Here is a 23,139-nt window from a genome sequence, read left to right on the forward strand (position 1 = left end):
GCCGGCCCCCGTTCCGCCCCAGCCAGGACTTCCGTACCTTTACTGGACGTGAGCATCCTCGACCGTGCCCGGCGCCGGCTGACAGCGCATCCCCTGGCCCTGGACGCCGTACTCGCGGCCGGCGTGCTCGGCTGCATGGTGGCCGGCTCGTTCGTGGATCCGCACAGCGAGAACGGCGTCAGCTGGGGCGTCCGTACCCCCGACTCGCTCAGCCTGGTCCTCATCACGCTCGGCGCCGTCGCCCTGGTGTTCCGCCGCCGCGCCCCCATGACCGTCCTCGCGGTGACCGGCACTGTCTCCGTCGTCGAGTGCGTCACCGGTGACCCCCGCGCCCCCGTGGCCATGTCCGCGGTCATCGCCCTCTACACCGTCGCCGCCTCCACCGACCGCCCCACCACCTGGCGCGTCGGCGTCCTCACCATGACGATCCTGACCGGTGCCGCGATGCTCGGCGGCCCCCTGCCCTGGTACGCGCAGGAGAACCTGGGCATCTTCGCCTGGACCGGTATGGCGGCCGCCGCGGGCGACGCGGTCCGCAGCCGCCGCGCCTTCGTGCACGCCATCCGCGAGCGCGCGGAACGCGCCGAACGCACCCGTGAGGAGGAGGCCCGCCGCCGGGTCGCCGAGGAACGCCTCCGTATCGCCCGCGACCTGCACGACGTGGTCGCCCACCACATCGCCCTGGTCAACGTCCAGGCCGGCGTGGCCGCCCATGTCATGGACAAGCGGCCCGACCAGGCCAAGGAGGCCCTCGCACACGTACGGGAGGCCAGCCGCTCCGCGCTCAACGAGCTGCGCGCCACGGTCGGCCTGCTCCGCCAGTCCGGTGACCCCGAGGCCCCCACCGAACCCGCCCCCGGGCTCGACCGCCTGGACGAACTCGTCGGCACCTTCCGCAGCGCGGGCCTGCATGTCGAGGTCGCCCGCGCCGACCACGGCACCACCCTGCCCGCCGCCGTGGGCCTGGCCGCCTACCGCATCGTCCAGGAAGCCCTCACCAATGTGCAGAAGCACGCCGGGTGTGAGGCGAAGGCCGAGGTCAGCATCGTGCGCGTCGGACCGAACGTCGAGATCACGGTGCTCGACAACGGCTCCGGCGAGGACGAGGACCCCGACTCCGGCGGCGGCCACGGACTGCTCGGCATGCGGGAGCGCGTGACCGCCCTGCGCGGCACCCTCACCACGGGTCCCCGCTACGGAGGCGGCTTCCGCGTCCATGCGATCCTGCCGGTCAAGGCCCGCACAGCCGCCACGCGAAAGCCGGGGGAGCCCGCATGACGATCCGTGTCCTGCTCGCCGACGACCAGGCGCTGCTCCGCAGCGCCTTCCGGGTGCTCGTCGACTCCGAGCCGGACATGGAGGTCGTCGGCGAGGCGTCCGACGGTGCGGAGGCGGTGCGGCTGGCCGCGGAGCAGCGGCCCGACGTGGTCCTGATGGACATCCGGATGCCCGGTACGGACGGGCTGGCCGCCACCCGCATGATCAGCGCCGACCCGGCCCTCACCCACGTCCGTGTGGTCATCCTGACGACCTTCGAGGTCGACGACTACGTCGTGCAGTCGCTGCGCGCGGGAGCCTCCGGGTTCCTCGGCAAGGGCTCCGAACCCGAGGAACTGCTCAGCGCGATCCGTATCGCGGCCGGCGGTGAGGCCCTGCTGTCCCCGGCGGCCACCAAGGGACTGATCGCCCGCTTCCTCGCCCAGGGCGACGGGGACGACGACCGCGACCCGGCCCGCGCCGAACGGCTCGGCGCGCTCACCGTGCGCGAACGCGAGGTGCTGGTCCAGGTGGCCGGAGGGCACTCGAACGACGACATCGCCGAGCGGCTGGAGGTCAGTCCGCTCACCGTGAAGACGCACGTCAACCGTGCCATGGCCAAGCTGGGCGCCCGGGACCGGGCGCAGCTCGTGGTGATCGCGTACGAGTCGGGCCTGGTCCGTCCGCGGGTGGACTGAGCTCGGCCCGGGCGAGCTTCTGCGACCAGGGCGAGCAGGAAGTCCGTACCGTCAGGCGGGAGTTGGCGCCGGGCGCCGGCCTGGCCGCGACCGACACCCGGGCCAGGACCCGCCCGTCCCGGCGGAGCGGGAGCCCGCCGGGGTGTGAGACGACGGGGCCGGGCACGCCACGCGCGCCCGGCCCCGAGGTCGTCCGCCGTCGGCTACGGCAGCGCCAGCATCCGCTCCAGCGCCAGCTTCGCGAACGCCTCCGTCTCCCGGTCCACCTCGATCCGGTTGACCAGGTTGCCCTCGGCCAGGGACTCCAGGGTCCACACCAGGTGGGGGAGGTCGATGCGGTTCATCGTCGAGCAGAAGCACACCGTCTTGTCGAGGAACACGATCTCCTTGTCCTCGCTCGCGAAACGGTTCGCCAGCCGCCGTACGAGGTTCAGCTCCGTGCCGATGGCCCACTTGGAGCCGGCCGGAGCGGCCTCCAGGGCCTTGATGATGTACTCGGTCGAGCCGACGTGGTCCGCCGCCGCCACGACCTCGTGCCGGCACTCCGGGTGCACCAGGACGTTCACTCCCGGGATGCGCTCGCGTACGTCGTTCACCGACTCCACGCTGAAGCGGCCGTGCACCGAGCAGTGACCCCGCCACAGGATCATCTTCGCGGCCCGCAGCTGCTCGGTGGTCAGCCCGCCGTTGGGCTTGTGCGGGTTGTAGAGGACGCAGTCCTCCAGCGACATCCCCATGTCCCGCACCGCGGTGTTGCGGCCGAGGTGCTGGTCCGGCAGGAACAGCACCTTCTCACCCTTCTCGAAGGCCCACTCCAGGGCCCGCTGGGCGTTCGAGGAGGTGCAGATGGTGCCGCCGTGCTTGCCCGTGAACGCCTTGATGTCGGCGGACGAGTTCATGTACGAGACGGGCACCACCTGCTCGGCTATCCCGGCCTCGGTCAGCACGTCCCAGCACTCGGCGACCTGCTCGGCCGTCGCCATGTCGGCCATCGAGCAGCCGGCGGCGAGGTCGGGCAGGACCACCTTCTGGTCGTCGGAGGTGAGGATGTCCGCGGACTCCGCCATGAAGTGCACACCGCAGAAGACGATGTACTCGGCCTCCGGGCGCGCGGCGGCGTCACGGGCCAGCTTGAAGGAGTCGCCCGTGACGTCGGCGAACTGGATGACCTCGTCGCGCTGGTAGTGGTGGCCGAGCACGAAGACCTTGCTGCCGAGCTTCTCCTTGGCTGCACGGGCGCGCTCGACCAGATCCGGGTCGGACGGCGAGGGCAGGTCGCCGGGACACTCGACGCCCCGCTCGCTCCTCGGGTCGGCCTCACGGCCGAGCAGCAACAGGGCGAGGGGCGTCGGCTGTACGTCGAGCTCCTGGGTCTGGGCGGTGGTCACGACACGCACCCTTTCTACTTTTCGTCTAACTGACGCTATCTATCATAACCGCTTCACGTCACTTTGACGACGGCCATAGCGTCGATGTGACATCAATCCCGGCGGAGACCTCTGCGGAGGACACGGCGGCGCGGGGTGCCCGGTACCGCACTTCGGTCGCTGTCCGCTTCGCCGCGCGTGTGCGAGCATGAAGAGAGAGGCGAAAAGAAGCGCTCGGCCCGGAATGAATCCGTGGCTCCGCCGGTTGCAACCGTCGGCAAGCAGTCTCCGTACAACCTTGGAGAGATGTAGATGTCCGTATCGGACGAGACCAGCACCGTCACCGACGGCATCATCCTGTCCGACGCCGCCGCGGCGAAGGTCAAGGCCCTGCTCGACCAGGAAGGCCGCGAGGATCTGGCGCTGCGTGTCGCCGTCCAGCCCGGTGGCTGCTCCGGCCTGCGCTACCAGCTCTTCTTCGACGAGCGGTCGCTCGACGGCGACGTGGTCAAGGACTTCGACGGCGTCAAGGTCGTCACCGACCGCATGAGCGCCCCGTACCTGGGCGGCGCGTCGATCGACTTCGTGGACACCATCGAGAAGCAGGGCTTCACGATCGACAACCCCAACGCGACCGGCTCCTGCGCCTGCGGCGACTCCTTCAGCTAGTCACCCGCGGCCCGTGTCTCCTCGGACGACACCGGTTCGACAGCGCGAAGGCGGCGGCCCCCTCCAACAGGGCCGCCGCCTTCGCGCGTCCGGGCGTCTCTCCCGGCCCCGCGCTACCGCGCCTCGGGCGTCGCCGGCAGCCGCGCTCCCGCCTTCTCCAGCGGGATCGCCTTGCCGTCCGCACCCATGACCTTGCGGCCGCCGAGCGGCTCGTCCAGCGACACGGTCCGGTGGAACTCCTTGGCGATCATGATGCAGACCTTGTCCGGCCAGGGCGTCTGGGTCACCGTGACCGTCACCTTGCCGGCGGACTCACTCGCCGACGCCTTGTAGTCGGCGCAGACACCGCCCGTGAAGCCCACGGTCAGTTCCTTGCCGTCGGCCGTGTAGCCGTCCACCTGCACGTCGCGCGGGCTCGCCTTCGAGGTCGTCGGCTCGTCGCTCGGCGTGGCCGGCACCCGGGCCGTCAGGTACGCCGGGTCGACCGCCGGATGCGTCACCGTGAAAGCGTTCTGCGCCCCCGAGGCCCGTACGCCGAACAGCCAGGACGGAACCAGCGCCGACCGGCCGTCCACCACGTGCATCGCCAGCCCGAACACCGCCTTGTCGACCGTGATCGTGTTCTGTGCCTGCGTGGGCGTCGGCGCGGGCGAGGACTTCGGTGCGGACGTCGACGTGGAGGAGCCGCAGGGCGCCTCCAGCCGCTCCCCCAGGGGTACGGGGCTGGCGCAGCCGCCGATCCCCATGCGATGGTCGGCCTCGGGCGCCGTGTTCATCTCGTCGAGCGTCTTCTGCGCGCTCAGCACGGGATACGAGTCGCTCTTGACCGGTGCCTTCAACTGGCCGCTCCCGCCGACCACTTCGCCCTGGGCGCTGACGGTCAGCCCGGTCGTCCAGCCGTACGTGGGCAGCCCGCCGACCACCGGGTCGGCGTTCACCACCCGCTGGGCGCCCATGATCTGGCTCGCGTCGACCTTCGCGTCGTCCTGGCCGACCGCCTTCAGGACCGGCGCGGCCGCCTTCTTCGCGGCCTCCACCCCGACCGTGTCGCCGGCCGGGTTCGCGGGGTCCTGGGCGCACACCAGGGTGCTCTTGCAGGAGTCGGTGCCCGGTACGTAGCGGTGGAACGTCCAGGCGCCCGGTGCCTGACGGGTCACCCGCAGAGTGGGTCCCGCACCGTCTGTCACCGGCCCGACCTGCCAGTCCTGCCCGCTGACCACCGGCTTCCCGTCGACCCCGAGGGCCTTGGCCAGCCGGGCCACCTCGTCCTCGGTGACCTGGCCCTTCGCCCGGTACACCGGCGCTGTTCCGGGGCCGTCGGGGAGGGTGCCGGCGGCGCGGTAGGTGACGCCGTAGGGGTTGGGCTCGCCGGGCGCGATGCCGTTCGTGCCGCCGTCCTGAGCGGCGTAGTCGTCGAGGGCCAGCGGCGGGGGAGTGCCGTCGGAGCCCGGGACGGCGGAGTTCCGGGCGTCGTCCGAACCGCCGGAGCCGCCGGAGGCGGTCGCGGCGAAGTACGCCCCACCTCCGCCGACCAGCAGGACGGCGGCCGCGACGGAGGCGACGACCATCGGGGAGCGCCGCCGGGCCGACCTGGCGAGATCAAGGTCGGGGTCGCGGTCGGGGTCGGTGGCCGGGGCCGATGCGCCCGACCCCGCCGCCGACGCCTCGGAAGGCTCAGAAGCCTCGGAAGGCTCAGAAGGCTCCGTGGCTTCGGCAGCTTCAAAAGTTTCAGCGGTCCCAGAAGCCTCGTCAGCCTCCGAAACCGCCTGGGCTTCAGGAGCGTCAGAGGTCCCGGCACCCTCGGAAGAACTACCCGGCACCTCCGAATCGGTGGTGCCCTCCGAACCGGTGGCATCGTCCGAACCGGTGGTGCCCTCCGAACCGATGGCGTCCTCCGAGTCGATGGTGCCCTCCGGCCCGGTGGTGTCCTCCGACCCGGCCGCGTCCTCCCGGCCCGCCGCGTCCTCCGTGCCGTCGATGTCCTCCCGGGCGCGCCCGTCCTCCGAGGCCGTCTCCGAGGCGGCCTTCTCCTCGGCGGCCTCGTGGGCCTCGGCGGCGTCGTCGTTGTCGGGTCGCTCGGTGTTCACCGCATCGCTCCTTCGGCTGCGCACAGTCCCTGTGATTCTGACCCGGACCTGCCTGTTCGGCTTGCCGGTGGGTCGTATCCCGCATCCCCTTCACGGGGGACAGCGATGGGACGCAGCGGGGGAGCGCGCGGTTCCACAGAGAGCGCACGGCTCCCGAAGAGCGCCGGTCGGACTCGCCCGGGTCAGTCGCCGTAGTCCGACATCGCGTCCAGCAGCCGGGCCGAGGCCGGCGGCACGGTCACGCCGTGGATGAGCGACGGGGAGACGGGAAGGGTGGTGATCCGGTCGGGCGCGGCCCAGTGCGGGGCCATCCGGGCGCAGTCGACACGCAGCGACGCGAGGTCGCCGTCCAGGTCGGCCGGGACGGGGGCGTGGACCTTGAGGTTCGTCATAGCGGCACCGTAGGCACGTCGAAGGCGGCGAAGAAAGATCTACTATCGGGTAGTTTTGCCTGCTTCCTCGCGGCACGCAACCTCGCAGAGCCCCCTCCGACCCGGTAGCGTGAACTGTCAAGTCGTCTCCCCGCAGGAGAGTCCACGCCGTGCGCATCGCAGTCACCGGCTCCATCGCCACCGACCACCTCATGACCTTCCCCGGCCGATTCGCCGATCAGCTCGTCGCGGACCAGCTGCACACCGTCTCCCTCTCTTTCCTGGTCGACAACCTGGACGTACGCCGGGGCGGAGTCGGCGCCAACATCGCCTTCGGCATGGGACAGCTCGGCACCCGGCCGATCCTCGTCGGCGCCGCGGGCTTCGACTTCGACGAGTACCGCGCCTGGCTCGACCGGCACGGCGTCGACACCGAGTCCGTGCGCATCTCCGAGACGCTGCACACGGCCCGCTTCGTCTGCACCACCGACGCCGACCACAACCAGATCGGCTCCTTCTACACGGGCGCCATGAGCGAGGCCCGGCAGATCGAGCTCAAGACCGTCGCCGACCGCGTGGAGGGACTCGACCTGGTCCTGATCGGCGCGGACGACCCGGAGGCGATGCTCCGCCACACCGAGGAGTGCCGCTCCCGCTCGATCCCCTTCGCCGCCGACTTCTCCCAGCAGATCGCCCGGATGAACGGCGACGAGATCCGGATACTGCTGGACGGAGCGACGTACCTCTTCTCCAACGAGTACGAGAAGGGCCTCATCGAGTCGAAGACGGGCTGGAGCGACGCCGAGATCCTCGCCAAGGTCGGCCACCGCGTGACCACGCTCGGCTCGCGCGGTGTGCGCATCGAGGCGGTCGGCGAGGACCCGATCGAGGTCGGCTGCGCGGAGGAGGAGCGCAAGGCCGACCCCACCGGTGTCGGCGACGCCTTCCGGGCCGGCTTCCTCTCCGGCCTCGCCTGGGGCGTCTCCCTAGAGCGCGCCGCCCAGGTCGGCTGCATGCTCGCCACACTGGTCATCGAGACGGTCGGCACGCAGGAGTACACGCTGCGCCGCGCCCACTTCATGGACCGCTTCACCAAGGCGTACGGCCATGACGCCGCCGCCGAGGTCCGGGCGTACCTCGGCTGACCCGCCCCTTCCGGCTCACGAGAGCCGGCGGACCACGTAGGCCGAGCCCTGGTCCGCCGGCTCCTCGCCGACGTACTCCTGCGCCCGCATCTGGCACCAGGCCGGGATGTCCAGCCGGGCCGCCTCGTCGTCGGACAGGACGCGGATCCTGCCGCCGACCGGCACGTCCCCGATGACCTTAGCCAGCTCGATCACCGGGATCGGGCAGCGCTTGCCGAGCGCGTCCACGACCAGGACGTCGTCCCGCACCACCGTCTCCGGCGCCGGCGCCCCCAGTTGCTCGCGCACCGCCGCGACCGCCCCGGGCAGCACGTCCAGGAACCGGTCGACCTCCTCCGCCGGGGTCCCGGACGGCAGCGACACCCGTACGTTCCCCTCGCTGAGCACGCCCATCGCCTTCAGCACATGGCTGGGCGTCAGCGTGCTGCTCGTGCACGACGATCCGGACGAGACGGAGAACCCGGCCCGGTCCAGCTCGTGCAGCAGGGTCTCCCCGTCGACATAGAGACAGGAGAAGGTGACGATCCCGGGCAGCCGCCGGTCCGCGTCGCCGACCACCTCCACGTCCGGCACCGACCGCGGCACCCGCGCCCGGATCCGCTCCGTCAGTTCCCGCAGCCGTGCCGCCTCCAGGGCCGCCTCGGCACGCACCGCGCGCAGAGAGGCCGCCGCGGCCACCACGGCCGGGAGGTTCTCGAAACCCGCCGCCCGCCCCGACTCGCGCTCGTCCACCGGCCCCTGGGGCGCGAACCGCACCCCCTTGCGTACGACGAGCAGGCCGACCCCCGACGGGCCGCCCCACTTGTGCGCGCTCGCCGTCAACAGCGACCAGTCGCCCTCCACCCGGCCCCAGCCCAGCGACTGCGCCGCGTCCACCAGCAGCGGCACACCGGCTCGCCGGCACACCTCGGCCACCGAGGCCACCGGCTGCTCGGTACCCACCTCGTGGTTGGCCGACTGGAGACACGCCAGCGCGGTGTCGGCGCGCAGGGCGTTCTCGTACGACTCGGCGGTCACCGCGCCCGTACGAAGGACCGGTACCTCCGACACCGACCCGCCGTCCGCCTCGAACACCTCCGCCGAATGCAGGACCGAGGAGTGTTCGACGGCAGACACGATCAGGTGACGCCCGACGCGGCGGCGGCCCGCCAGCGCACCGGCGATCCCGGAGTGCACCGCCCGCGTGCCGGAGGAGGTGAAGACCAGTTCGTCCGGCCGGCATCCCACCGCCTCGGCCGTCGCCTCGCGCGCCGCGTCCAGCAGCAACCGGGCCCGCCGCCCCTCCCTGTACAGACGTGCGGGGTCCGCCCACCCCTCGTCGAGCGAGGCCTGCAGGGCCTGACGGGCAACGGGATGCAGAGGAGCGGCGGAAGCGGCATCGAAGTAGGACACACGACCACGCTAAGCGCCCTGGAGGGGCGCGGGGAAGCGCGCGACAAACCCCCACCGGCCCGCGCTCACCGCGCATAACGGCAGCAAGCGAGCAGGTGGGCGCCCCGAGCCCCCGTCAGAAAGGCAGCCCGAGCCGGACATCCCACCCCTTCGGCTGGACCCCCGGCGCGTTGGGGACCCTCCCCGCGCGACCCCAAAACGCGTCCAGTAGGGTTTGGTCCGCATAAACATCCAAACCCCTGCCCGACGCAGGGCGGCGACCGACCAGCGAGAAGGCCGCAGCCGACAGCGCGGGCGAGACTCTCGGGAAGGCGCTACGTGAGTCCCAACGGCTCCGACCGCTCGCCGCGGCGCCCGATGCGGCGGAAGCTGCTGCAGGCAATGACCGCGGGCCTGGTCCTGGCGACCGCGACCGGTTGCACATACAAGGACTTCCCCCGCCTTGGTATGCCCACCCCGACCACGGAAGAGGCTCCGCGGATCCTCTCCCTGTGGCAGGGCTCCTGGGCGGCCGCGCTCGCCGTGGGCGTGCTGGTGTGGGGTCTGATCCTGTGGAGCGCCATGTTCCACCGGCGCAGCCGCACCAAGGTCGAAGTTCCCCCACAGACCCGGTACAACATGCCCATCGAGGCGCTGTACACGGTGGTCCCGCTGATCATCGTCTCGGTGCTGTTCTACTTCACGGCTCGCGACGAGTCGAAGCTCCTCAGCCTGGACAAGAAGCCCGACGTCACCATCAACGTCGTCGGCTTCCAGTGGAGCTGGGGCTTCAACTACATCGAGCCCGTCGCCGGTTCCACGGGTGACGCGGCGACCGACAAGAACCTCGCCGCGATCCCGGACCGCTTCAAGAACGCGTTCCCGGCGAACGCCGGCGGTGTCTACGACGTCGGTACGCCCGGCACGCGGAACCCGCAGAACGGCAACCCCGGCCCGACCCTCTGGCTTCCCAAGGGTGAGACGGTCCGCTTCGTGCTCACCTCGCGTGACGTCATCCACTCCTTCTGGGTGCTGCCGTTCCTGATGAAGCAGGACGTCATCCCGGGCCACACCAACTCCTTCCAGGTGACGCCCAACAAGGAGGGAACGTTCCGTGGCAAGTGTGCCGAGCTCTGCGGCGTCGACCACTCCCGGATGCTGTTCAACGTGAAGGTCGTCTCCCCCGAGCGCTACCAGCAGCACCTCAAGGACCTCGCCAAGAAGGGGCAGACCGGTTACATTCCCGCCGGCATCGCGCAGACGAGCCACGAGAAGAACCGGGAGACGAACAACCTGTGAGCATCCTCAACGAACCCCAGGGTGCCGCGGCCGCAGGGTCCCACTACGCGGACGAGCTGCCGGTCCGGCGCCAGAGGCGCGGCGAGATCGTCGTCAAGTGGCTGACGACCACTGACCACAAGACGATCGGAACGCTGTACCTGGTCACGTCGTTCGCGTTCTTCTGCATCGGTGGCGTGATGGCGCTGTTCATGCGCGCCGAGCTGGCCCGGCCGGGTCTGCAGATCATGTCGAGCGAGCAGTTCAACCAGGCGTTCACGATGCACGGCACGATCATGCTGCTGATGTTCGCGACGCCGCTGTTCGCCGGCTTCACGAACTGGATCATGCCGCTGCAGATCGGTGCGCCCGACGTGGCGTTCCCGCGGCTGAACATGTTCGCCTACTGGCTGTACCTGTTCGGCTCGACGATCGCGGTGGGCGGCTTCCTGACCCCGCAGGGCGCGGCCGACTTCGGCTGGTTCGCCTACTCCCCGCTGTCGGACGCGGTCCGCTCGCCGGGCATCGGCGCCGACCTGTGGATCATGGGTCTGGCCTTCTCCGGCTTCGGCACCATCCTCGGCGCGGTCAACTTCATCACCACGATCATCTGCATGCGCGCTCCCGGCATGACGATGTTCCGCATGCCGATCTTCGTGTGGAACGTGCTGCTGACGGCGGTCCTGGTCCTGCTCGCCTTCCCCGTGCTCGCCGCCGCGCTGTTCGCGCTGGAGGCGGATCGGAAGTTCGGCGCTCACGTCTTCGACTCGGCCAACGGCGGAGCGCTGCTGTGGCAACACCTCTTCTGGTTCTTCGGCCATCCAGAGGTGTACATCATCGCGCTGCCGTTCTTCGGCATCATCTCCGAAGTGATCCCGGTGTTCTCCCGCAAGCCGATGTTCGGCTACATGGGCCTGATCGCCGCGACCATCTCCATCGCCGGCCTGTCCGTGACCGTGTGGGCCCACCACATGTACGTCACCGGCGGAGTGCTGCTGCCGTTCTTCTCCTTCATGACGTTCCTCATCGCCGTACCGACGGGCGTGAAGTTCTTCAACTGGATCGGCACGATGTGGAAGGGGTCCCTGAGTTTCGAGACCCCGATGCTCTGGGCGACCGGCTTCCTGATCACCTTCACCTTCGGTGGTCTGACCGGTGTCATCCTGGCCTCGCCGCCGATGGACTTCCACGTGTCCGACTCGTACTTCGTGGTGGCGCACTTCCACTACGTCGTCTTCGGCACCGTCGTCTTCGCGATGTTCTCCGGCTTCCACTTCTGGTGGCCGAAGATGACCGGCAAGATGCTCGACGAGCGCCTCGGCAAGATCACCTTCTGGACGCTGTTCATCGGCTTCCACGGCACCTTCCTGGTCCAGCACTGGCTGGGTGCCGAGGGCATGCCGCGCCGGTACGCGGACTATCTCGCGGCCGACGGCTTCACCGCCCTGAACACGATCTCGACGATCAGCTCGTTCCTGCTCGGCCTGTCGATCCTGCCGTTCCTCTACAACGTGTGGAAGACGGCCAAGTACGGCAAGCCGGTAGGCGTGGACGACCCGTGGGGCTACGGCCGCTCGCTCGAGTGGGCGACCTCCTGCCCGCCGCCGCGGCACAACTTCCTCACCCTGCCGCGGATCCGCAGTGAATCCCCGGCGTTCGACCTGCACCACCCCGAGATCGCCGCGCTCGACCAGCTCGAGAACGTCGGTCACGGTGAGAAGGCCCTCTCCGGTGGCAAGGAGGCCGGCAAGTGAAGATCCAGGGCAGGATGTTCATCTGGCTGAGCGTCTTCGTGCTCGCCATGGCGGTCGTCTACGGCGTGTGGTCGAAGGAGCCGGCCGGTACCACGGCCCTCTTCCTGGCCTTCGGCCTGTGCATCATGATCGGCTTCTACCTGGGCTTCACGGCCCGGCGGGTCGACGCGGGTGCCCAGGACAACAAGGAGGCGGACGTCGCGGACGACGCCGGCGAGGTCGGGTTCTTCAGCCCGCACAGCTGGCAGCCGCTCGCTCTGGGCATCGGTGGAGCTCTCGCCTTCCTGTCGATCGCGATCGGCTGGTGGCTGATGTACTTCTCGGCGCCGCTGATCATGATCGGCCTGTGGGGCTGGGTCTTCGAGTACTACCGCGGTGAGAACCGCACCCAGTAGCACGCGCCGAGCGCTCAAGGAGCCCGGACACTCCGTCAGGAGGGTCCGGGCTCCTGCTTTTGCCGCAATGCGCGTCCCTCGTCCGTGTCACCCAGCGCGCCGCTGTTGACGAAGCTTCCTACGTTGAGCTCATGAGCCACTCTGACACCTCCCAAGGCGCGACAGCCGGTGTCGAGAGGCCGGCCGTGCTCAGCCCTTCGGGCCCCCACGCGCTCGACCTCTCGACCCCGGCACGCCCGCGCACTCGCACCGTCCTGTGCTGCACGTTGCTGGTGATAGCCCTCGGCGCCGGCGTCACCGCCTGCGGCAGCGACGGCAACCCGCTGTCGGCCACGCCGTACGACGCGGCCGACCAGATCTCCTTCAACGGCCTCACCGGCGGCGGCAAGAAGGTCGACCCGGACAAGCCCCTGGAGGTCACCGCCGAGGACTCCGACGGGCGCCTCACGGACGTCACGGCCGTGGACGCGACAGGCCGGTACGTGGTCGGCGAACTCTCCGCCGACGGCAGCCGCTGGCACAGCACCTCGCCGCTGGCCGCGAACGCCCACTACACGGTGCGGGTGAGCACCGAGGACGAGGACGGCGCGCCCGGCCGCAAGGTCCTCACCTTCGACACCAGCAAGCCCACCACCAGCAAGCGGCTGACGGTGACCTTCGGGCCCAAGTCGGGCACCTACGGCGTCGGCCAGCCCGTCACGGCCGAACTGAACAAGCCGGTGAAGGACAAGGCGCAGCGCGCCATAGTCGAGCGTGCCCTCAGGGTGGACTCCACGCCCGCCGTGCAGGGCACGTGGCACTGGGTGGACGACAAGAAGCTGCACTACCGGCCCAAGGAGTACTGGCCCGCCCACGCCACCATCCAGGTGTACAGCAACCTGGACGGCGTGAAGATCAGCGACCGTCTGCGGGGCGGCCCGGCCAAGCCCCTCAAGCTCACCACCGGCGACCGTGTCATCGCCGTCACGGACGCCTCGACGCACTCCATGAAGGTCTACAAGAACGGCGAGGTGATCAACGAGATCCCCGTCACCACCGGCAAGCCCGGCTTCGACACCCGCAACGGCGTCAAGGTCGTCCTGGGCAAGGAGTACTTCGTACGGATGCGCGGCACCACCGTCGGCATAGCCGAAGGCTCCGCCGACTCCTACGACCTCCCGGTCTACTACGCCACCCGCGTCACCTGGAGCGGCGAGTACGTGCACGCCGCCCCCTGGTCCGTGGGCTCCCAGGGCTACGCCAACGTCAGCCACGGCTGCACCGGCATGAGCACGAGCAACGCCGAGTGGTTCTTCGAGCACGTCCGCGAGGGCGACCTGGTCCAGGTCGTCAACTCCGACGGCGACACCATGGAGTCGTTCGGCAACGGCTTCGGCGACTGGAACCTGGCCTGGAAGAAGTGGCGTACGGGCAGCGCCCTGGTCGCCGACACCCCCGACGCGCCGAGCGCGGCGGAACGGGCCCGACTGCGGCCGCAGAGCGTCTGACACCCCTCGGGGCCACGGACCTCGGGGGCGAGGCCCGACCGGACGCTCAGGCGCTCAGAGCCCGCTTCTGCCGGAGCAGGGAAGCCAGGGCGCCCGCGAACTCCACCGGATCCACCGGCAGCGTCACAGCCGCGTCCGCCCGGCTCCACGTGGCCAGCCAGGCATCCTGCGGCCGGCCGATCAGCAGCAGCACGGGCGGGCAGTGGAACACCTCGTCCTTGATCTGCCGGCACAGGCCCATGCCGCCCATCGGCGCGGCCTCGCCGTCCAGCACGCAGACGTCGATGCCGCCCTTGTCGAGCTCCTTGATGACGGCGGCCTGCGTCGCGCACTCCACGAACTCCACCACGGGAGCGTCGGGAGCGGGCCGCCGCCCGGTGGCGAGCCGCACTTGTTCACGGGTGTTGGAGTCGTCGCTGTAGACCAGCACCGTGGCGGTCGGCTGCATGTTTCCTCCGGGACGTCAGCGTCGTACGGACAGAACCGATGCGGCGGATGTTACTCCCTCGTCCACCTCGTCAACACCGGTTCGGACACCGCTTCGATGGGCCATACGGGCACTGCACACGCTGCGGACACTCCGAACGGCACCCCCCGGAGTGAGGGCGGGATAAGGGACCGACATAATGTCGGTCGTGGCGACAGCAACGACAGTAGATACCGGGCACGCGCACCCGTCGGTCAACCGGCCGAACCTCACCAGCGTCGGAACCATCATCTGGCTGAGTTCCGAGCTGATGTTCTTCGCGGCCCTCTTCGCGATGTACTTCACCCTGCGATCGGTGACGGGGCCCGATCACTGGAAGGAGATGGCGGACGCTCTCAACGTCCCCTTCTCGTCGGTGAACACCACGATCCTGGTGCTCTCCTCACTCACCTGCCAGCTCGGCGTCTTCGCCGCCGAGCGCGGTGACGTGAAGAAGCTCCGGGGCTGGTTCATCGTCACCTTCGTCATGGGCGCGATCTTCATCGGCGGTCAGATCTTCGAGTACACGGAGCTGGTGAAGAAGGACGGGCTCTCGCTCTCCTCCGACCCGTACGGATCGGTGTTCTACCTGACCACCGGCTTCCACGGCCTGCACGTGACGGGCGGCCTCATCGCCTTCCTGTTCGTCCTCGGACGCACCTACGCGGCCAAGAGGTTCACCCACGAGCAGGCGACCGCCGCGATCGTCGTGTCCTACTACTGGCACTTCGTCGACGTCGTCTGGATCGGCCTCTTCGCCACGATCTACCTGATCAAGTAGTCGCGGCCGTACCCGCACATATCCAGAAGCATCGACGCAGAAGATCCTGACACCGGGGTAATCCGTGAAAAAGCTCTCCGCACGACGACGCCATCCGCTGGCGGCGCTCGTCGTCCTACTCCTCGCGCTGGCATGCACCGGGGGGCTGTACGCCGCGTTCGCACCCGCGAGCAAGGCGCAGGCCGACGAAACCGCCCAGTCCCTCACGATCGAGGAGGGCCAGAAGCTCTACTCGGTCGGCTGCGCCAGCTGCCACGGCACCGGCGGTCAGGGCACCTCTGACGGTCCGAGCCTGGTCGGCGTGGGCGCTGCGGCCGTCGACTTCCAGGTCGGCACCGGCCGTATGCCGGCCCAGCAGCCCGGCGCGCAGATCCCGAAGAAGAAGGTCATCTACTCGCAGGCCGAGATCGACCAGCTGGCCGCGTACATCGCGTCGCTGGGTGCCGGTCCGTCCGTCCCGACCAAGACGGAGTTCGGCCCCGAGGGCGCCGACATCGCCAAGGGCGGCGAGCTGTTCCGCACCAACTGCGCGGCGTGCCACAACTTCACCGGCAAGGGCGGCGCCCTGACGCACGGGAAGTACGCACCGGACCTCGAAGGCGTCAACCCGAAGCACATCTACGAGGCCATGCAGACCGGCCCGCAGAACATGCCCTCCTTCCCCGACACCACGCTGTCGGAGCAGAACAAGAAGGACATCATCGCGTACCTGAACGCGGTCAACGGAGACGACACCGAGAGCCCCGGCGGCCTTGAGCTGGGCGGACTGGGTCCGGTCACCGAGGGACTGTTCGGGTGGGTCTTCGGACTCGGCGCGCTGATCGCGGTCGCCGTCTGGGTCGCCGCTCGGACCGCAAAGGCCAAGAAGTCATGAGTAGCCAAGACATTCCAGAAGAGAACCTGCCCGCTGAGCAGGCCGCCCACGACCACGGGCACGGCGCGGTAACGGTCGCGGACGAGCAGAACCCGTTCGCCGACCCGGGCCTGCCGCCCCACGAGCACCGGGTGCAGGACATCGACGAGCGGGCCGCCAAGCGGTCCGAGCGCGTCGTCGCGTTCCTGTTCACGTTGTCGATGCTGGCGACCGTCGGCTTCATCGCCTCGTACGTGACGATCCCGGCCGACAGGTCGGTCTACGTCTTCCCGATCGGCAGGGTCAGCGCGCTGAACTTCGCGCTGGGCCTGACGCTGGGGCTGGCGCTGTTCACGATCGGCGCGGGCGCGGTCCACTGGGCCCGCACCCTGATGTCCGACGCGGAGGTCGCCGACGAGCGTCACCCGATCGAGGCGCCTCCCGAGGTCAAGGCCAAGGTCCTGGCCGACTTCAAGCAGGGTGCCAAGGAGTCCGCGCTCGGCCGCCGCAAGCTGATCCGCAACACGATGTTCGGCGCGCTGGCCCTGTTCCCGCTCTCCGGCATCATGCTGCTGCGCGACCTCGGCCCGCTCCCGGGCACCAAGCTCCGCCACACCCTGTGGTCCAAGGGCAAGCTGCTCGTCAACATGAACACGAACCAGCCGCTGCGTGCCTCTGACGTCGCGGTCGGCTCGCTCACCTTCGCCAAGCCCGAGGGCCTGGAGGAGCACGACGAGGAGTTCCAGACCGAGATCGCCAAGGCGGCCCTGATGATCGTCCGGATCCAGCCGGACAACATCAAGGACAAGCGCGAGCTCGAGTGGTCGCACGAGGGCATCGTGGCGTACTCGAAGATCTGCACCCACGTGGGGTGCCCGATCTCCCTGTACGAGCAGCAGACGCACCACGTACTGTGCCCCTGCCACCAGTCCACCTTCGACCTCTCCGACGGTGCCCGGGTGATCTTCGGCCCCGCCGGTCACGCCCTGCCGCAGCTGCGCATCGGCGTGAACGACGAGGGCTACCTCCAGGCGCTCGGCGACTTCGAGGAGCCCGTCGGTCCTGCATTCTGGGAGCGCGGATGAGTACTACACCCGGTAACACGAACCCCTCCGCAGCCAACGGCGCGGCGCACGGTTCACGCGAGAAGGCACCGGCCGGCGAGCGTGTCGCCGACTGGGCGGACGGACGGCTCGGGATCTACTCCCTGGCCAAGTCCAACATGCGCAAGATCTTCCCCGACCACTGGTCGTTCATGTTGGGCGAGGTCTGCCTCTACAGCTTCATCATCATCATCCTCACGGGTGTGTACCTGACGCTGTTCTTCCACCCGTCGATGAACGAGGTGGAGTACCACGGCAGCTACGTCCCGCTGCAGGGACAGCTGATGTCCGAGGCGTTCAACTCGACCATGCACATCTCCTTCGATGTGCGCGGTGGTCTGCTGATCCGGCAGATCCACCACTGGGCGGCGCTGGTCTTCCTCGCCGGCATGTTCGTGCACATGATGCGCGTGTTCTTCACGGGTGCGTTCCGCAAGCCGCGTGAGGTCAACTGGCTGTTCGGCTTCCTGCTGTTCGTCCTGGGCATGTTCACCGGCTTCACCGGTTACTCGCTCCCGGACGACCTGCTCTCCGGCACCGGTGTCCGCTTCATGGAGGGCGCGGTCCTGTCCGTGCCGATCGTCGGCACGTACCTGTCGTTCTTCCTCTTCGGCGGCGAGTTCCCGGGCGGCGACTTCGTGGCCCGCTTCTACTCGATCCACGTCCTGCTGCTGCCGGGCATCATGCTCGGCCTGGTGGTCGGCCACCTGATCCTGGTCTTCTACCACAAGCACACGCAGTTCGCGGGCCCCGGAAAGACGAACAACAACGTCGTCGGCATGCCGTTGCTGCCCGTCTACATGGCCAAGGCCGGAGGCTTCTTCTTCCTGGTCTTCGGTGTCATCGCGGCCATCGCGGCGATCGCCTCGATCAACCCGATCTGGGCCATGGGCCCCTACCGGCCGGACATGGTGTCCACGGGCGCACAGCCCGACTGGTACATGGGCTTCTCCGAGGGCCTGATCCGTGTCATGCCGGGCTGGGAGATCAACTTCTGGGGTCACACGCTCGTGCTGGGCGTGTTCATCCCGCTGGTCATCTTCCCGCTGGTCCTGGTCGCGATCGCGGTCTACCCGTTCATCGAGTCCTGGGTCACCGGCGACAAGCGCGAGCACCACATCCTGGACCGCCCGCGCAACGCCCCCACCCGGACCGGGTTCGGTGTGGCCTGGATGACCTGGTACTTCGTCCTGCTGGTCGGTGGTGGCAACGACATCATCGCCACCCACTTCCACCTGTCGATCAACGCCATCACCTGGTTCGTCCGGGTCGCGTTCTTCGTCGCGCCGGTCGTCGCGTTCGTCATCACCAAGCGGATCTGCCTCGGCCTCCAGCGCCGCGACAAGGACAAGGTGCTGCACGGCCGCGAGTCGGGCATCATCAAGCGCCTGCCGCACGGTGAGTTCGTCGAGATCCACGAGCCGCTCAGCCAGGAGCAGCTGCACACCCTCACCGCGCACGAGCAGTACAAGCCGGCCGGTATCGGCCCGACGGTCGACGCGAACGGTGTCGAGCGCAAGGTGAAGGGCCCCGAGAAGCTGCGCGCCAAGTTGAGCGAGGCGTACTACGGCGACGAGGCCCAGATCGCGAAGCCCACCGTCGAGGAGTACAAGGAGATCACCAGCGGCCACGGCCACCACTGATCACTGCGCACGCCACGGTTGAAGGGCCCCCGTCCGGTCTTCGGACGGGGGCCCTTCGCCGTGCTCCGGGCTGGATAGGGTGGCCCTGTTGAGATCCGCGTCCCGTGGTACGGGACCGACCCAGGAGCGGCTTATGAGCGCTGTGACCCCCGCTGGAGGCGACACCGCGGCGGGCCGTTCCTGGCCCCAGGTACTGGACGCCCTGCTGTACGGCCGGGACCAGAGCGCCGAGGCGACGGCCTGGGCGATGGACCGGATCCTGCGCGGCGAGGCGACCGACGCACAGATCGCCGGGTTCGCGGTGGCGCTGCGGGCCAAGGGCGAGACCGTCGAGGAGATCGCCGGGCTCGTCCGGACGATGTACGAGCACGCGAACGTCATCGAGGTGCCGGGCGCGACCGTCGACATCGTCGGCACGGGCGGCGACGGCGCCAGGACGGTGAACATCTCCACGATGTCCTCGATCGTCGTGGCCGGCACCGGCGCGAAGGTCGTCAAGCACGGCAACCGGGCCGCTTCCTCCGCCTCGGGTGCCTCGGACGTCCTGGAGAAGCTCGGCGTCAATCTCGAACTGACGCCGAAGCGGGTCGCGGAGGTGGCCGAGGAAGCCGGGATCACCTTCTGCTTCGCGGTGAAGTTCCATCCGGCGCTGCGCCATGTGGCCGCCGCGCGCGGCCAGTTGGGTATCCGGACGACCTTCAACTTCCTCGGCCCGCTGACCAACCCGGCGAAGGTCAAGGCGCAGGCCGTCGGGGTGGCCGACCTGCGGATGGCGCCGATCGTCGCCGGTGTCTTCGCCGAGCGCGGCAACTCCTCGCTGGTGTTCCGGGGCGACGACGGTCTCGACGAGCTGACGACCACCGCCACCTCCCGGGTGTGGGTCGTCCGCGACGGCAAGGTCACCGAGGAGGCCTTCGACCCCCGGGACGTCGGCCTGGAGCTGGTGCCGGTGGAGGCCCTGCGGGGCGCCGACGCCTCGTTCAACGCGGAGGTGGCCCGACGGCTGCTGAGCGGGGAGACCGGGCCGGTGCGGGACGCCGTACTGCTGAACTCGGCGGCCGCGTTGGTCGCGCTGGAGCCCGGGGACGGGCCGCTCGCCGAGCAGATCCGGGCCGGCATGGAGAAGGCGGCCGTGTCGATCGACTCCGGCGCGGCCCGGCGGACCCTGGAGCGCTGGGTGGCGATCAGCAACGCCTGAGTTCCGCACGGTGTGACGCGAGGCGCAGTCCAGAATTCGGACTGCGCCTTGCGCGTGGAAGATCGTGTGGCAGGATGTTCGGCAGGTCATGAGTGACAGTCATGAGGCCCCGGCCGACTGTCCGGCAACCCTCCGTCCGTGGCGGGGTGCCCCGGGTGAAGACCAGGCCGTGGGCAGCGAGGTCCACGGCAAGCGCGGACCCCTCGCACTCTTTCGAGTGGATACAGCCCAGGGGTCCTGGTCTCGAGGGAGTCCCCCGTGAGCAAGCGAATGCGATAGGGCCGCAGAGCCCCGCCTCCGCATCCCCTTTTCTCTTCCTGTCCCGCGCCGAGCCGTACCCGCTCGCGTGGTGATTCCGCTGCTTCTCACGGGAGTTCGCCATGTCTGTCTCCACCGCTGCCGCCGCCCAGTCGCTTTGTTCCCCGCTGCCCGTTCTGGGTGGAGACGTCACCGTCCCGCTCGTCACGGGCGGCGAGGTCACCTACGCCGCGCTCGACTACGCGGCCAGCGCTCCCGCCCTGCAGCGGGTCTGGGACGACGTCGCCGCCTACGCGCCGTACTACGGCAGCGTGCACCGCGGGGCCGGATACCTCTCCCAGCTCTCGACCGACCTGTTCGAGAACGCCCGCCGGACGGTCGCGGAGTTCCTCGACTGCCGGACCGACGACCAGCTGATCTTCACCCGGTCCACCACCGACTCCCTGAACCTGCTGGCCGCCGCGCTTCCCGACGGCTGCCAGGTCTTCGTCTTCGAGACCGAGCACCACGCCTCGCTGCTGCCCTGGAAGGACGCCCGGGTCAGCTACCTCGACGCCCCGCGCACCCCGCGCCAGGCCGTCGAGACCCTGGAGCGCGCCCTCGCCGCCCGTGACCCGCACGGCCCGGCCCTGGTCTGCGTCACCGGCGCCTCCAACGTCACCGGCGAGCTGTGGCCCGTACGGGAGCTCGCGGCCGCCGCGCACGCCCACGGCGCCCGGATCGTCCTGGACGCCGCCCAGCTGGCCCCGCACCACCCGGTGTCGGTGCGGGACCTGGACGTCGACTGGGTCGCCTTCTCCGGTCACAAGCTGTACGCGCCCTTCGGCTCCGGAGTCCTGGCCGGCCGTGCCGACTGGCTGCGCGAGGCCGACCCGTACCTGGCCGGCGGCGGCGCCAGCCGCAAGGTCACCCGGCGTGAGGACGGGGGAGTGGACGTCGAGTGGCACGACACCGCCGCCCGTCACGAGGCCGGCTCGCCCAACGTCATCGGCGTCTACTCCATCGCCTCCGCCTGCAAGGCCCTCACCGAGGCCGGCTTCGACACCCTGGTCGCCCGCGAGCGGCACCTGATCGACACCGTGCGGGCGGGCCTCGCCGAGGTGCCGCAGGTGCGGATCCTGTCCCTGTTCGGGGACGACGCCCCGCGGGTCGGCGTGATCTCCTTCGTCGTCGAGGGCTGGAACAGCTCGCACTTCGCCGCGGCCCTCTCCGCCGAGTACGGCATCGGCGTCCGGGACGGCCTCTTCTGCGCCCACCCGCTGGTCCGCACCCTGCTGGGCAGCGACCCCCAGACCCAGGGCGAGTGCGGTGCCCCCGAGGCCGCGCCGGGCGAGAAGTCCCTCAACGCGATCCGGGTGAGCTTCGGCGCGGGCACCCCCGACGAGCACGTGGAGCGCTTCGTGGGGGCCGTGAAGGAGCTCGTGCGGGACGGCGCGCGCTGGCAGTACCGCACGGAGGGCGGCCGCTGCGTCCCGGCGGTGTGACGTCTGGGTCCGGTCCGTGCCCGGAGGCGGTGTTCAGGCGGTCAGGAGTCCAGGCCGATCGCGAACGCCGCCTCCAGGTCGTGCTGGGAGTAGGTGCGGAACGCGACGTGCGTGTCCGTGCCCTCCACGCCGGGGATCCTGCTGATCCGCCCGGGGATGACCTCGGCCAGGTCCTCGTGCTGCTTGACGCGGACCATCGCGATCAGGTCGTAGGTGCCGGTGACCGAGAAGACCTCGCTGACGGACTCCAGGGCCGCGATCGACTCCGCGATCTCGGGAATCCGGTCCACGCTGGTCTTGATGAGGACGATCGCGGTGATCACGGCTGGTTCTCTCCCTCGGGGGCCGGAGCTGGGGCGGCCTTCACTCTAGTGGTACGGCCGAAACGGACCCACGCGTAGCCGAAGCCCACCGAGAACCCCACGAGGTGCGCGAGATACGCCACGCCCGGTCCCTGGGCCGCCCGTCCCGCCGCCAGCCACTGCAGGGCCGCCCAGAAGGGCAGCACGACCCAGGCCGGGAAGCGCAGGGGCAGAAAGAACAGGAACGGCAGGAGACTGGTCACCCGGGCGCCGGGGAACAGGTACAGGCACGCCCCGAGGACGGCGGAGATCGCCCCGGAGGCGCCGACCAGTGACTGCGTGGAGTCGGCGTTGGCGGCCGCGTAGCCCAGCAGGGCCAGGTAGCCGCAGCCCAGATAGAACAGGGTGAACTGGACGCGGCCCATCCGTTCCTCGGTCAGCGCGCCGAAGACGTAGAGGAAGAGCATGTTGCCGAGCAGATGGACCCAGCTGCCGTGGACGAACAGGGCCGTGGCGGGGGTGAGGGCGGCGCGGGGGGAGCCCTCGAACAGTTCTGCGGGGACCACGCCCCAGCGGCGGAAGTAGGCCCGCTGCGCGGCGAGCAGCCCGTCGCCGGAGCCGTACGCCGGATCGAGGCCCGAGGCCGGGCCGATCACGAACAGCAGGCAGCAGGCGGCGATCAGGCCGTATGTCACCGGCGCCGACGGCGTCCGGACCCTCCCGGCCGTCCTGCCGACCGTCACGCTCCACTTGCTGATCATGGGTACAGAGCATGACGTAAGGGGGCCGAGCCGCACAGACCGCCTCGCCGCCCTGGACGGACGGGCGGCGGGATGCCGCCAGGCCGTAGGGTTACGAGCCACACGCACCGGGGAATCCGGCGCGTCACGGACACTAGAAGGAAAGCGAACAGTCACGATGACGGTTCCCCTGCCGACCGACGCCACCCGCTGGCGCTGCACCCTCTGCGGCAACCTCACCCGCTTCGACGTGACGCGCTCGTCGAAGGTCGTCGAGTACATCCACCTCGACCTGGCGGGTGAGCCGAAGGTCGAGGAGCGCGAGACGCTCAGTGAGACCATCGAGTCGGTGCGGTGCCGCTGGTGCAACGCGGTGGATCAGGTGGAACTCGTGGACAGGCCGGGTGCCGGCTCCTGAGGGGAGCGGGTCCC

22 protein-coding genes and 1 riboswitch are annotated in these 23,139 nt (G+C 69.7%); of the genes, 15 read left to right on the forward strand and 7 right to left on the reverse strand.

Annotation, left to right across the window (positions count from 1 at the left end; all coding sequences use genetic code 11):
• Positions 1-48: 48 nt before the first annotated feature.
• Both OG985_RS33090 and OG985_RS33095 read left to right on the forward strand, forming a co-directional pair.
• The gene (locus OG985_RS33090) at positions 49-1,278 is read left to right on the forward strand and encodes a sensor histidine kinase (RefSeq protein ID WP_371672015.1); all 1,230 of its coding nucleotides are present in this window, start codon (positions 49-51) and stop codon (positions 1,276-1,278) included.
• Positions 1,275-1,955: a response regulator gene (locus tag OG985_RS33095; RefSeq protein ID WP_371672016.1), complete on the forward strand. Its 681-nt coding sequence runs from the start codon at positions 1,275-1,277 to the stop codon at positions 1,953-1,955. Before OG985_RS33090 ends, OG985_RS33095 begins: the two co-directional genes overlap by 4 nt.
• A gap of 203 nt (positions 1,956-2,158) precedes the next feature.
• Here OG985_RS33095 and nadA read toward each other — a convergent pair whose 3' ends face one another.
• Positions 2,159-3,343, reverse strand: a complete 1,185-nt coding sequence (nadA, locus tag OG985_RS33100) for a quinolinate synthase NadA (RefSeq protein ID WP_371672017.1) — start codon at positions 3,341-3,343, stop codon at positions 2,159-2,161.
• A gap of 291 nt (positions 3,344-3,634) precedes the next feature.
• Here nadA and erpA point away from each other — a divergent pair, with 291 nt between their 5' ends.
• A complete protein-coding gene (erpA, locus tag OG985_RS33105; protein ID WP_030039301.1) occupies positions 3,635-3,991 on the forward strand; it encodes an iron-sulfur cluster insertion protein ErpA in 357 nt (118 codons plus the stop codon).
• 113 nt (positions 3,992-4,104) lie between these two features.
• On the opposite strand, the gene OG985_RS33110 is transcribed toward erpA, so the two are convergent.
• Together OG985_RS33110 and OG985_RS33115 are read right to left on the reverse strand one after the other, a co-directional pair.
• Entirely contained in the window at positions 4,105-6,078 is a 1,974-nt protein-coding gene (locus OG985_RS33110) for a hypothetical protein (RefSeq protein ID WP_371672018.1), read from the reverse strand.
• A 182-nt stretch (positions 6,079-6,260) separates the two neighbouring features.
• Positions 6,261-6,470, reverse strand: coding sequence for a hypothetical protein (locus OG985_RS33115; protein ID WP_371672019.1), 210 nt, complete (start codon positions 6,468-6,470; stop codon positions 6,261-6,263).
• 149 nt (positions 6,471-6,619) lie between these two features.
• On the opposite strand from OG985_RS33115, the gene OG985_RS33120 reads away from it, so the two are divergent.
• Positions 6,620-7,594: a carbohydrate kinase family protein gene (locus OG985_RS33120; RefSeq protein ID WP_371672020.1), complete on the forward strand. Its 975-nt coding sequence runs from the start codon at positions 6,620-6,622 to the stop codon at positions 7,592-7,594.
• A 15-nt stretch (positions 7,595-7,609) separates the two neighbouring features.
• Here the strand turns inward: OG985_RS33120 and OG985_RS33125 are convergent, their stop codons facing one another.
• A complete protein-coding gene (locus OG985_RS33125; RefSeq protein WP_371672021.1) occupies positions 7,610-8,986 on the reverse strand; it encodes a cysteine desulfurase/sulfurtransferase TusA family protein in 1,377 nt (458 codons plus the stop codon).
• A gap of 318 nt (positions 8,987-9,304) precedes the next feature.
• On the opposite strand from OG985_RS33125, the gene coxB reads away from it, so the two are divergent.
• The 4 genes from coxB (at position 9,305) to OG985_RS33145 (ending at position 13,879) form a co-directional block, all read left to right on the forward strand.
• Positions 9,305-10,264: a cytochrome c oxidase subunit II gene (coxB, locus tag OG985_RS33130; protein WP_371672022.1), complete on the forward strand. Its 960-nt coding sequence runs from the start codon at positions 9,305-9,307 to the stop codon at positions 10,262-10,264.
• Entirely contained in the window at positions 10,261-11,997 is a 1,737-nt protein-coding gene (ctaD, locus tag OG985_RS33135; RefSeq protein ID WP_371672023.1) for a cytochrome c oxidase subunit I, read from the forward strand. The genes coxB and ctaD overlap by 4 nt, the downstream gene beginning before the upstream one ends.
• The gene (locus OG985_RS33140) at positions 11,994-12,392 is read left to right on the forward strand and encodes a cytochrome c oxidase subunit 4 (RefSeq protein WP_371672024.1); all 399 of its coding nucleotides are present in this window, start codon (positions 11,994-11,996) and stop codon (positions 12,390-12,392) included. The genes ctaD and OG985_RS33140 overlap by 4 nt, the downstream gene beginning before the upstream one ends.
• Positions 12,393-12,523: 131 nt before the next feature.
• Positions 12,524-13,879: an Ig-like domain-containing protein gene (locus tag OG985_RS33145; RefSeq protein ID WP_371672025.1), complete on the forward strand. Its 1,356-nt coding sequence runs from the start codon at positions 12,524-12,526 to the stop codon at positions 13,877-13,879.
• 46 nt (positions 13,880-13,925) lie between these two features.
• On the opposite strand, the gene OG985_RS33150 is transcribed toward OG985_RS33145, so the two are convergent.
• Entirely contained in the window at positions 13,926-14,327 is a 402-nt protein-coding gene (locus OG985_RS33150; protein WP_371672026.1) for a hypothetical protein, read from the reverse strand.
• Between the two features lie 178 nt (positions 14,328-14,505).
• On the opposite strand from OG985_RS33150, the gene OG985_RS33155 reads away from it, so the two are divergent.
• The 6 genes from OG985_RS33155 to OG985_RS33180 all read left to right on the forward strand — a co-directional run bounded on the left by OG985_RS33155 (position 14,506) and on the right by OG985_RS33180 (position 21,665).
• Positions 14,506-15,126, forward strand: coding sequence for a heme-copper oxidase subunit III (locus OG985_RS33155; RefSeq protein WP_371672027.1), 621 nt, complete (start codon positions 14,506-14,508; stop codon positions 15,124-15,126).
• A gap of 64 nt (positions 15,127-15,190) precedes the next feature.
• A complete protein-coding gene (locus OG985_RS33160; protein WP_371672028.1) occupies positions 15,191-16,000 on the forward strand; it encodes a c-type cytochrome in 810 nt (269 codons plus the stop codon).
• On the forward strand, positions 15,997-17,064 hold the full coding sequence (locus OG985_RS33165; protein WP_371672029.1) for a Rieske 2Fe-2S domain-containing protein: 1,068 nt from the start codon (positions 15,997-15,999) through the stop codon (positions 17,062-17,064). The genes OG985_RS33160 and OG985_RS33165 overlap by 4 nt, the downstream gene beginning before the upstream one ends.
• Complete coding sequence (locus tag OG985_RS33170; protein ID WP_371672030.1) at positions 17,061-18,725, forward strand: cytochrome bc complex cytochrome b subunit; 1,665 nt, start codon at positions 17,061-17,063, stop codon at positions 18,723-18,725. Before OG985_RS33165 ends, OG985_RS33170 begins: the two co-directional genes overlap by 4 nt.
• A 133-nt stretch (positions 18,726-18,858) precedes the next feature.
• Positions 18,859-19,923, forward strand: coding sequence for an anthranilate phosphoribosyltransferase (gene trpD, locus OG985_RS33175; protein ID WP_371672031.1), 1,065 nt, complete (start codon positions 18,859-18,861; stop codon positions 19,921-19,923).
• 84 nt (positions 19,924-20,007) lie between these two features.
• Positions 20,008-20,124: riboswitch (SAM riboswitch) on the forward strand.
• A gap of 179 nt (positions 20,125-20,303) precedes the next feature.
• Complete coding sequence (locus tag OG985_RS33180; RefSeq protein WP_371672032.1) at positions 20,304-21,665, forward strand: aminotransferase class V-fold PLP-dependent enzyme; 1,362 nt, start codon at positions 20,304-20,306, stop codon at positions 21,663-21,665.
• Positions 21,666-21,706: 41 nt separating this feature from the next.
• Here OG985_RS33180 and OG985_RS33185 read toward each other — a convergent pair whose 3' ends face one another.
• Entirely contained in the window at positions 21,707-21,988 is a 282-nt protein-coding gene (locus OG985_RS33185; RefSeq protein ID WP_266679341.1) for an Lrp/AsnC family transcriptional regulator, read from the reverse strand.
• A complete protein-coding gene (locus tag OG985_RS33190; protein WP_371672033.1) occupies positions 21,985-22,728 on the reverse strand; it encodes a rhomboid family intramembrane serine protease in 744 nt (247 codons plus the stop codon). The genes OG985_RS33185 and OG985_RS33190 overlap by 4 nt, the downstream gene beginning before the upstream one ends.
• Before the next feature lie 157 nt (positions 22,729-22,885).
• Here OG985_RS33190 and OG985_RS33195 point away from each other — a divergent pair, with 157 nt between their 5' ends.
• A complete protein-coding gene (locus OG985_RS33195; protein ID WP_371672034.1) occupies positions 22,886-23,125 on the forward strand; it encodes a hypothetical protein in 240 nt (79 codons plus the stop codon).
• Positions 23,126-23,139: the final 14 nt, after the last annotated feature.

The organism is Streptomyces sp. NBC_00289 (genome assembly GCF_041435115.1).
Taxonomy (GTDB): Bacteria; Actinomycetota; Actinomycetes; order Streptomycetales; family Streptomycetaceae; genus Streptomyces.

Coding starts and splice junctions, on each gene's coding strand:
- erpA (WP_030039301.1), top strand. CDS start 3,635: ATGTCCGTATCGGACGAGACCAGCACCGTCACCGACGGCATCATCCTG.
- OG985_RS33145 (WP_371672025.1), top strand. CDS start 12,524: ATGAGCCACTCTGACACCTCCCAAGGCGCGACAGCCGGTGTCGAGAGG.
- OG985_RS33155 (WP_371672027.1), top strand. CDS start 14,506: ATGTCGGTCGTGGCGACAGCAACGACAGTAGATACCGGGCACGCGCAC.
- OG985_RS33170 (WP_371672030.1), top strand. CDS start 17,061: ATGAGTACTACACCCGGTAACACGAACCCCTCCGCAGCCAACGGCGCG.
- OG985_RS33195 (WP_371672034.1), top strand. CDS start 22,886: ATGACGGTTCCCCTGCCGACCGACGCCACCCGCTGGCGCTGCACCCTC.
- OG985_RS33150 (WP_371672026.1), bottom strand. CDS start 14,327: ATGCAGCCGACCGCCACGGTGCTGGTCTACAGCGACGACTCCAACACC.
- trpD (WP_371672031.1), top strand. CDS start 18,859: ATGAGCGCTGTGACCCCCGCTGGAGGCGACACCGCGGCGGGCCGTTCC.
- OG985_RS33095 (WP_371672016.1), top strand. CDS start 1,275: ATGACGATCCGTGTCCTGCTCGCCGACGACCAGGCGCTGCTCCGCAGC.
- OG985_RS33165 (WP_371672029.1), top strand. CDS start 15,997: ATGAGTAGCCAAGACATTCCAGAAGAGAACCTGCCCGCTGAGCAGGCC.
- OG985_RS33115 (WP_371672019.1), bottom strand. CDS start 6,470: ATGACGAACCTCAAGGTCCACGCCCCCGTCCCGGCCGACCTGGACGGC.
- OG985_RS33180 (WP_371672032.1), top strand. CDS start 20,304: ATGTCTGTCTCCACCGCTGCCGCCGCCCAGTCGCTTTGTTCCCCGCTG.
- OG985_RS33190 (WP_371672033.1), bottom strand. CDS start 22,728: ATGATCAGCAAGTGGAGCGTGACGGTCGGCAGGACGGCCGGGAGGGTC.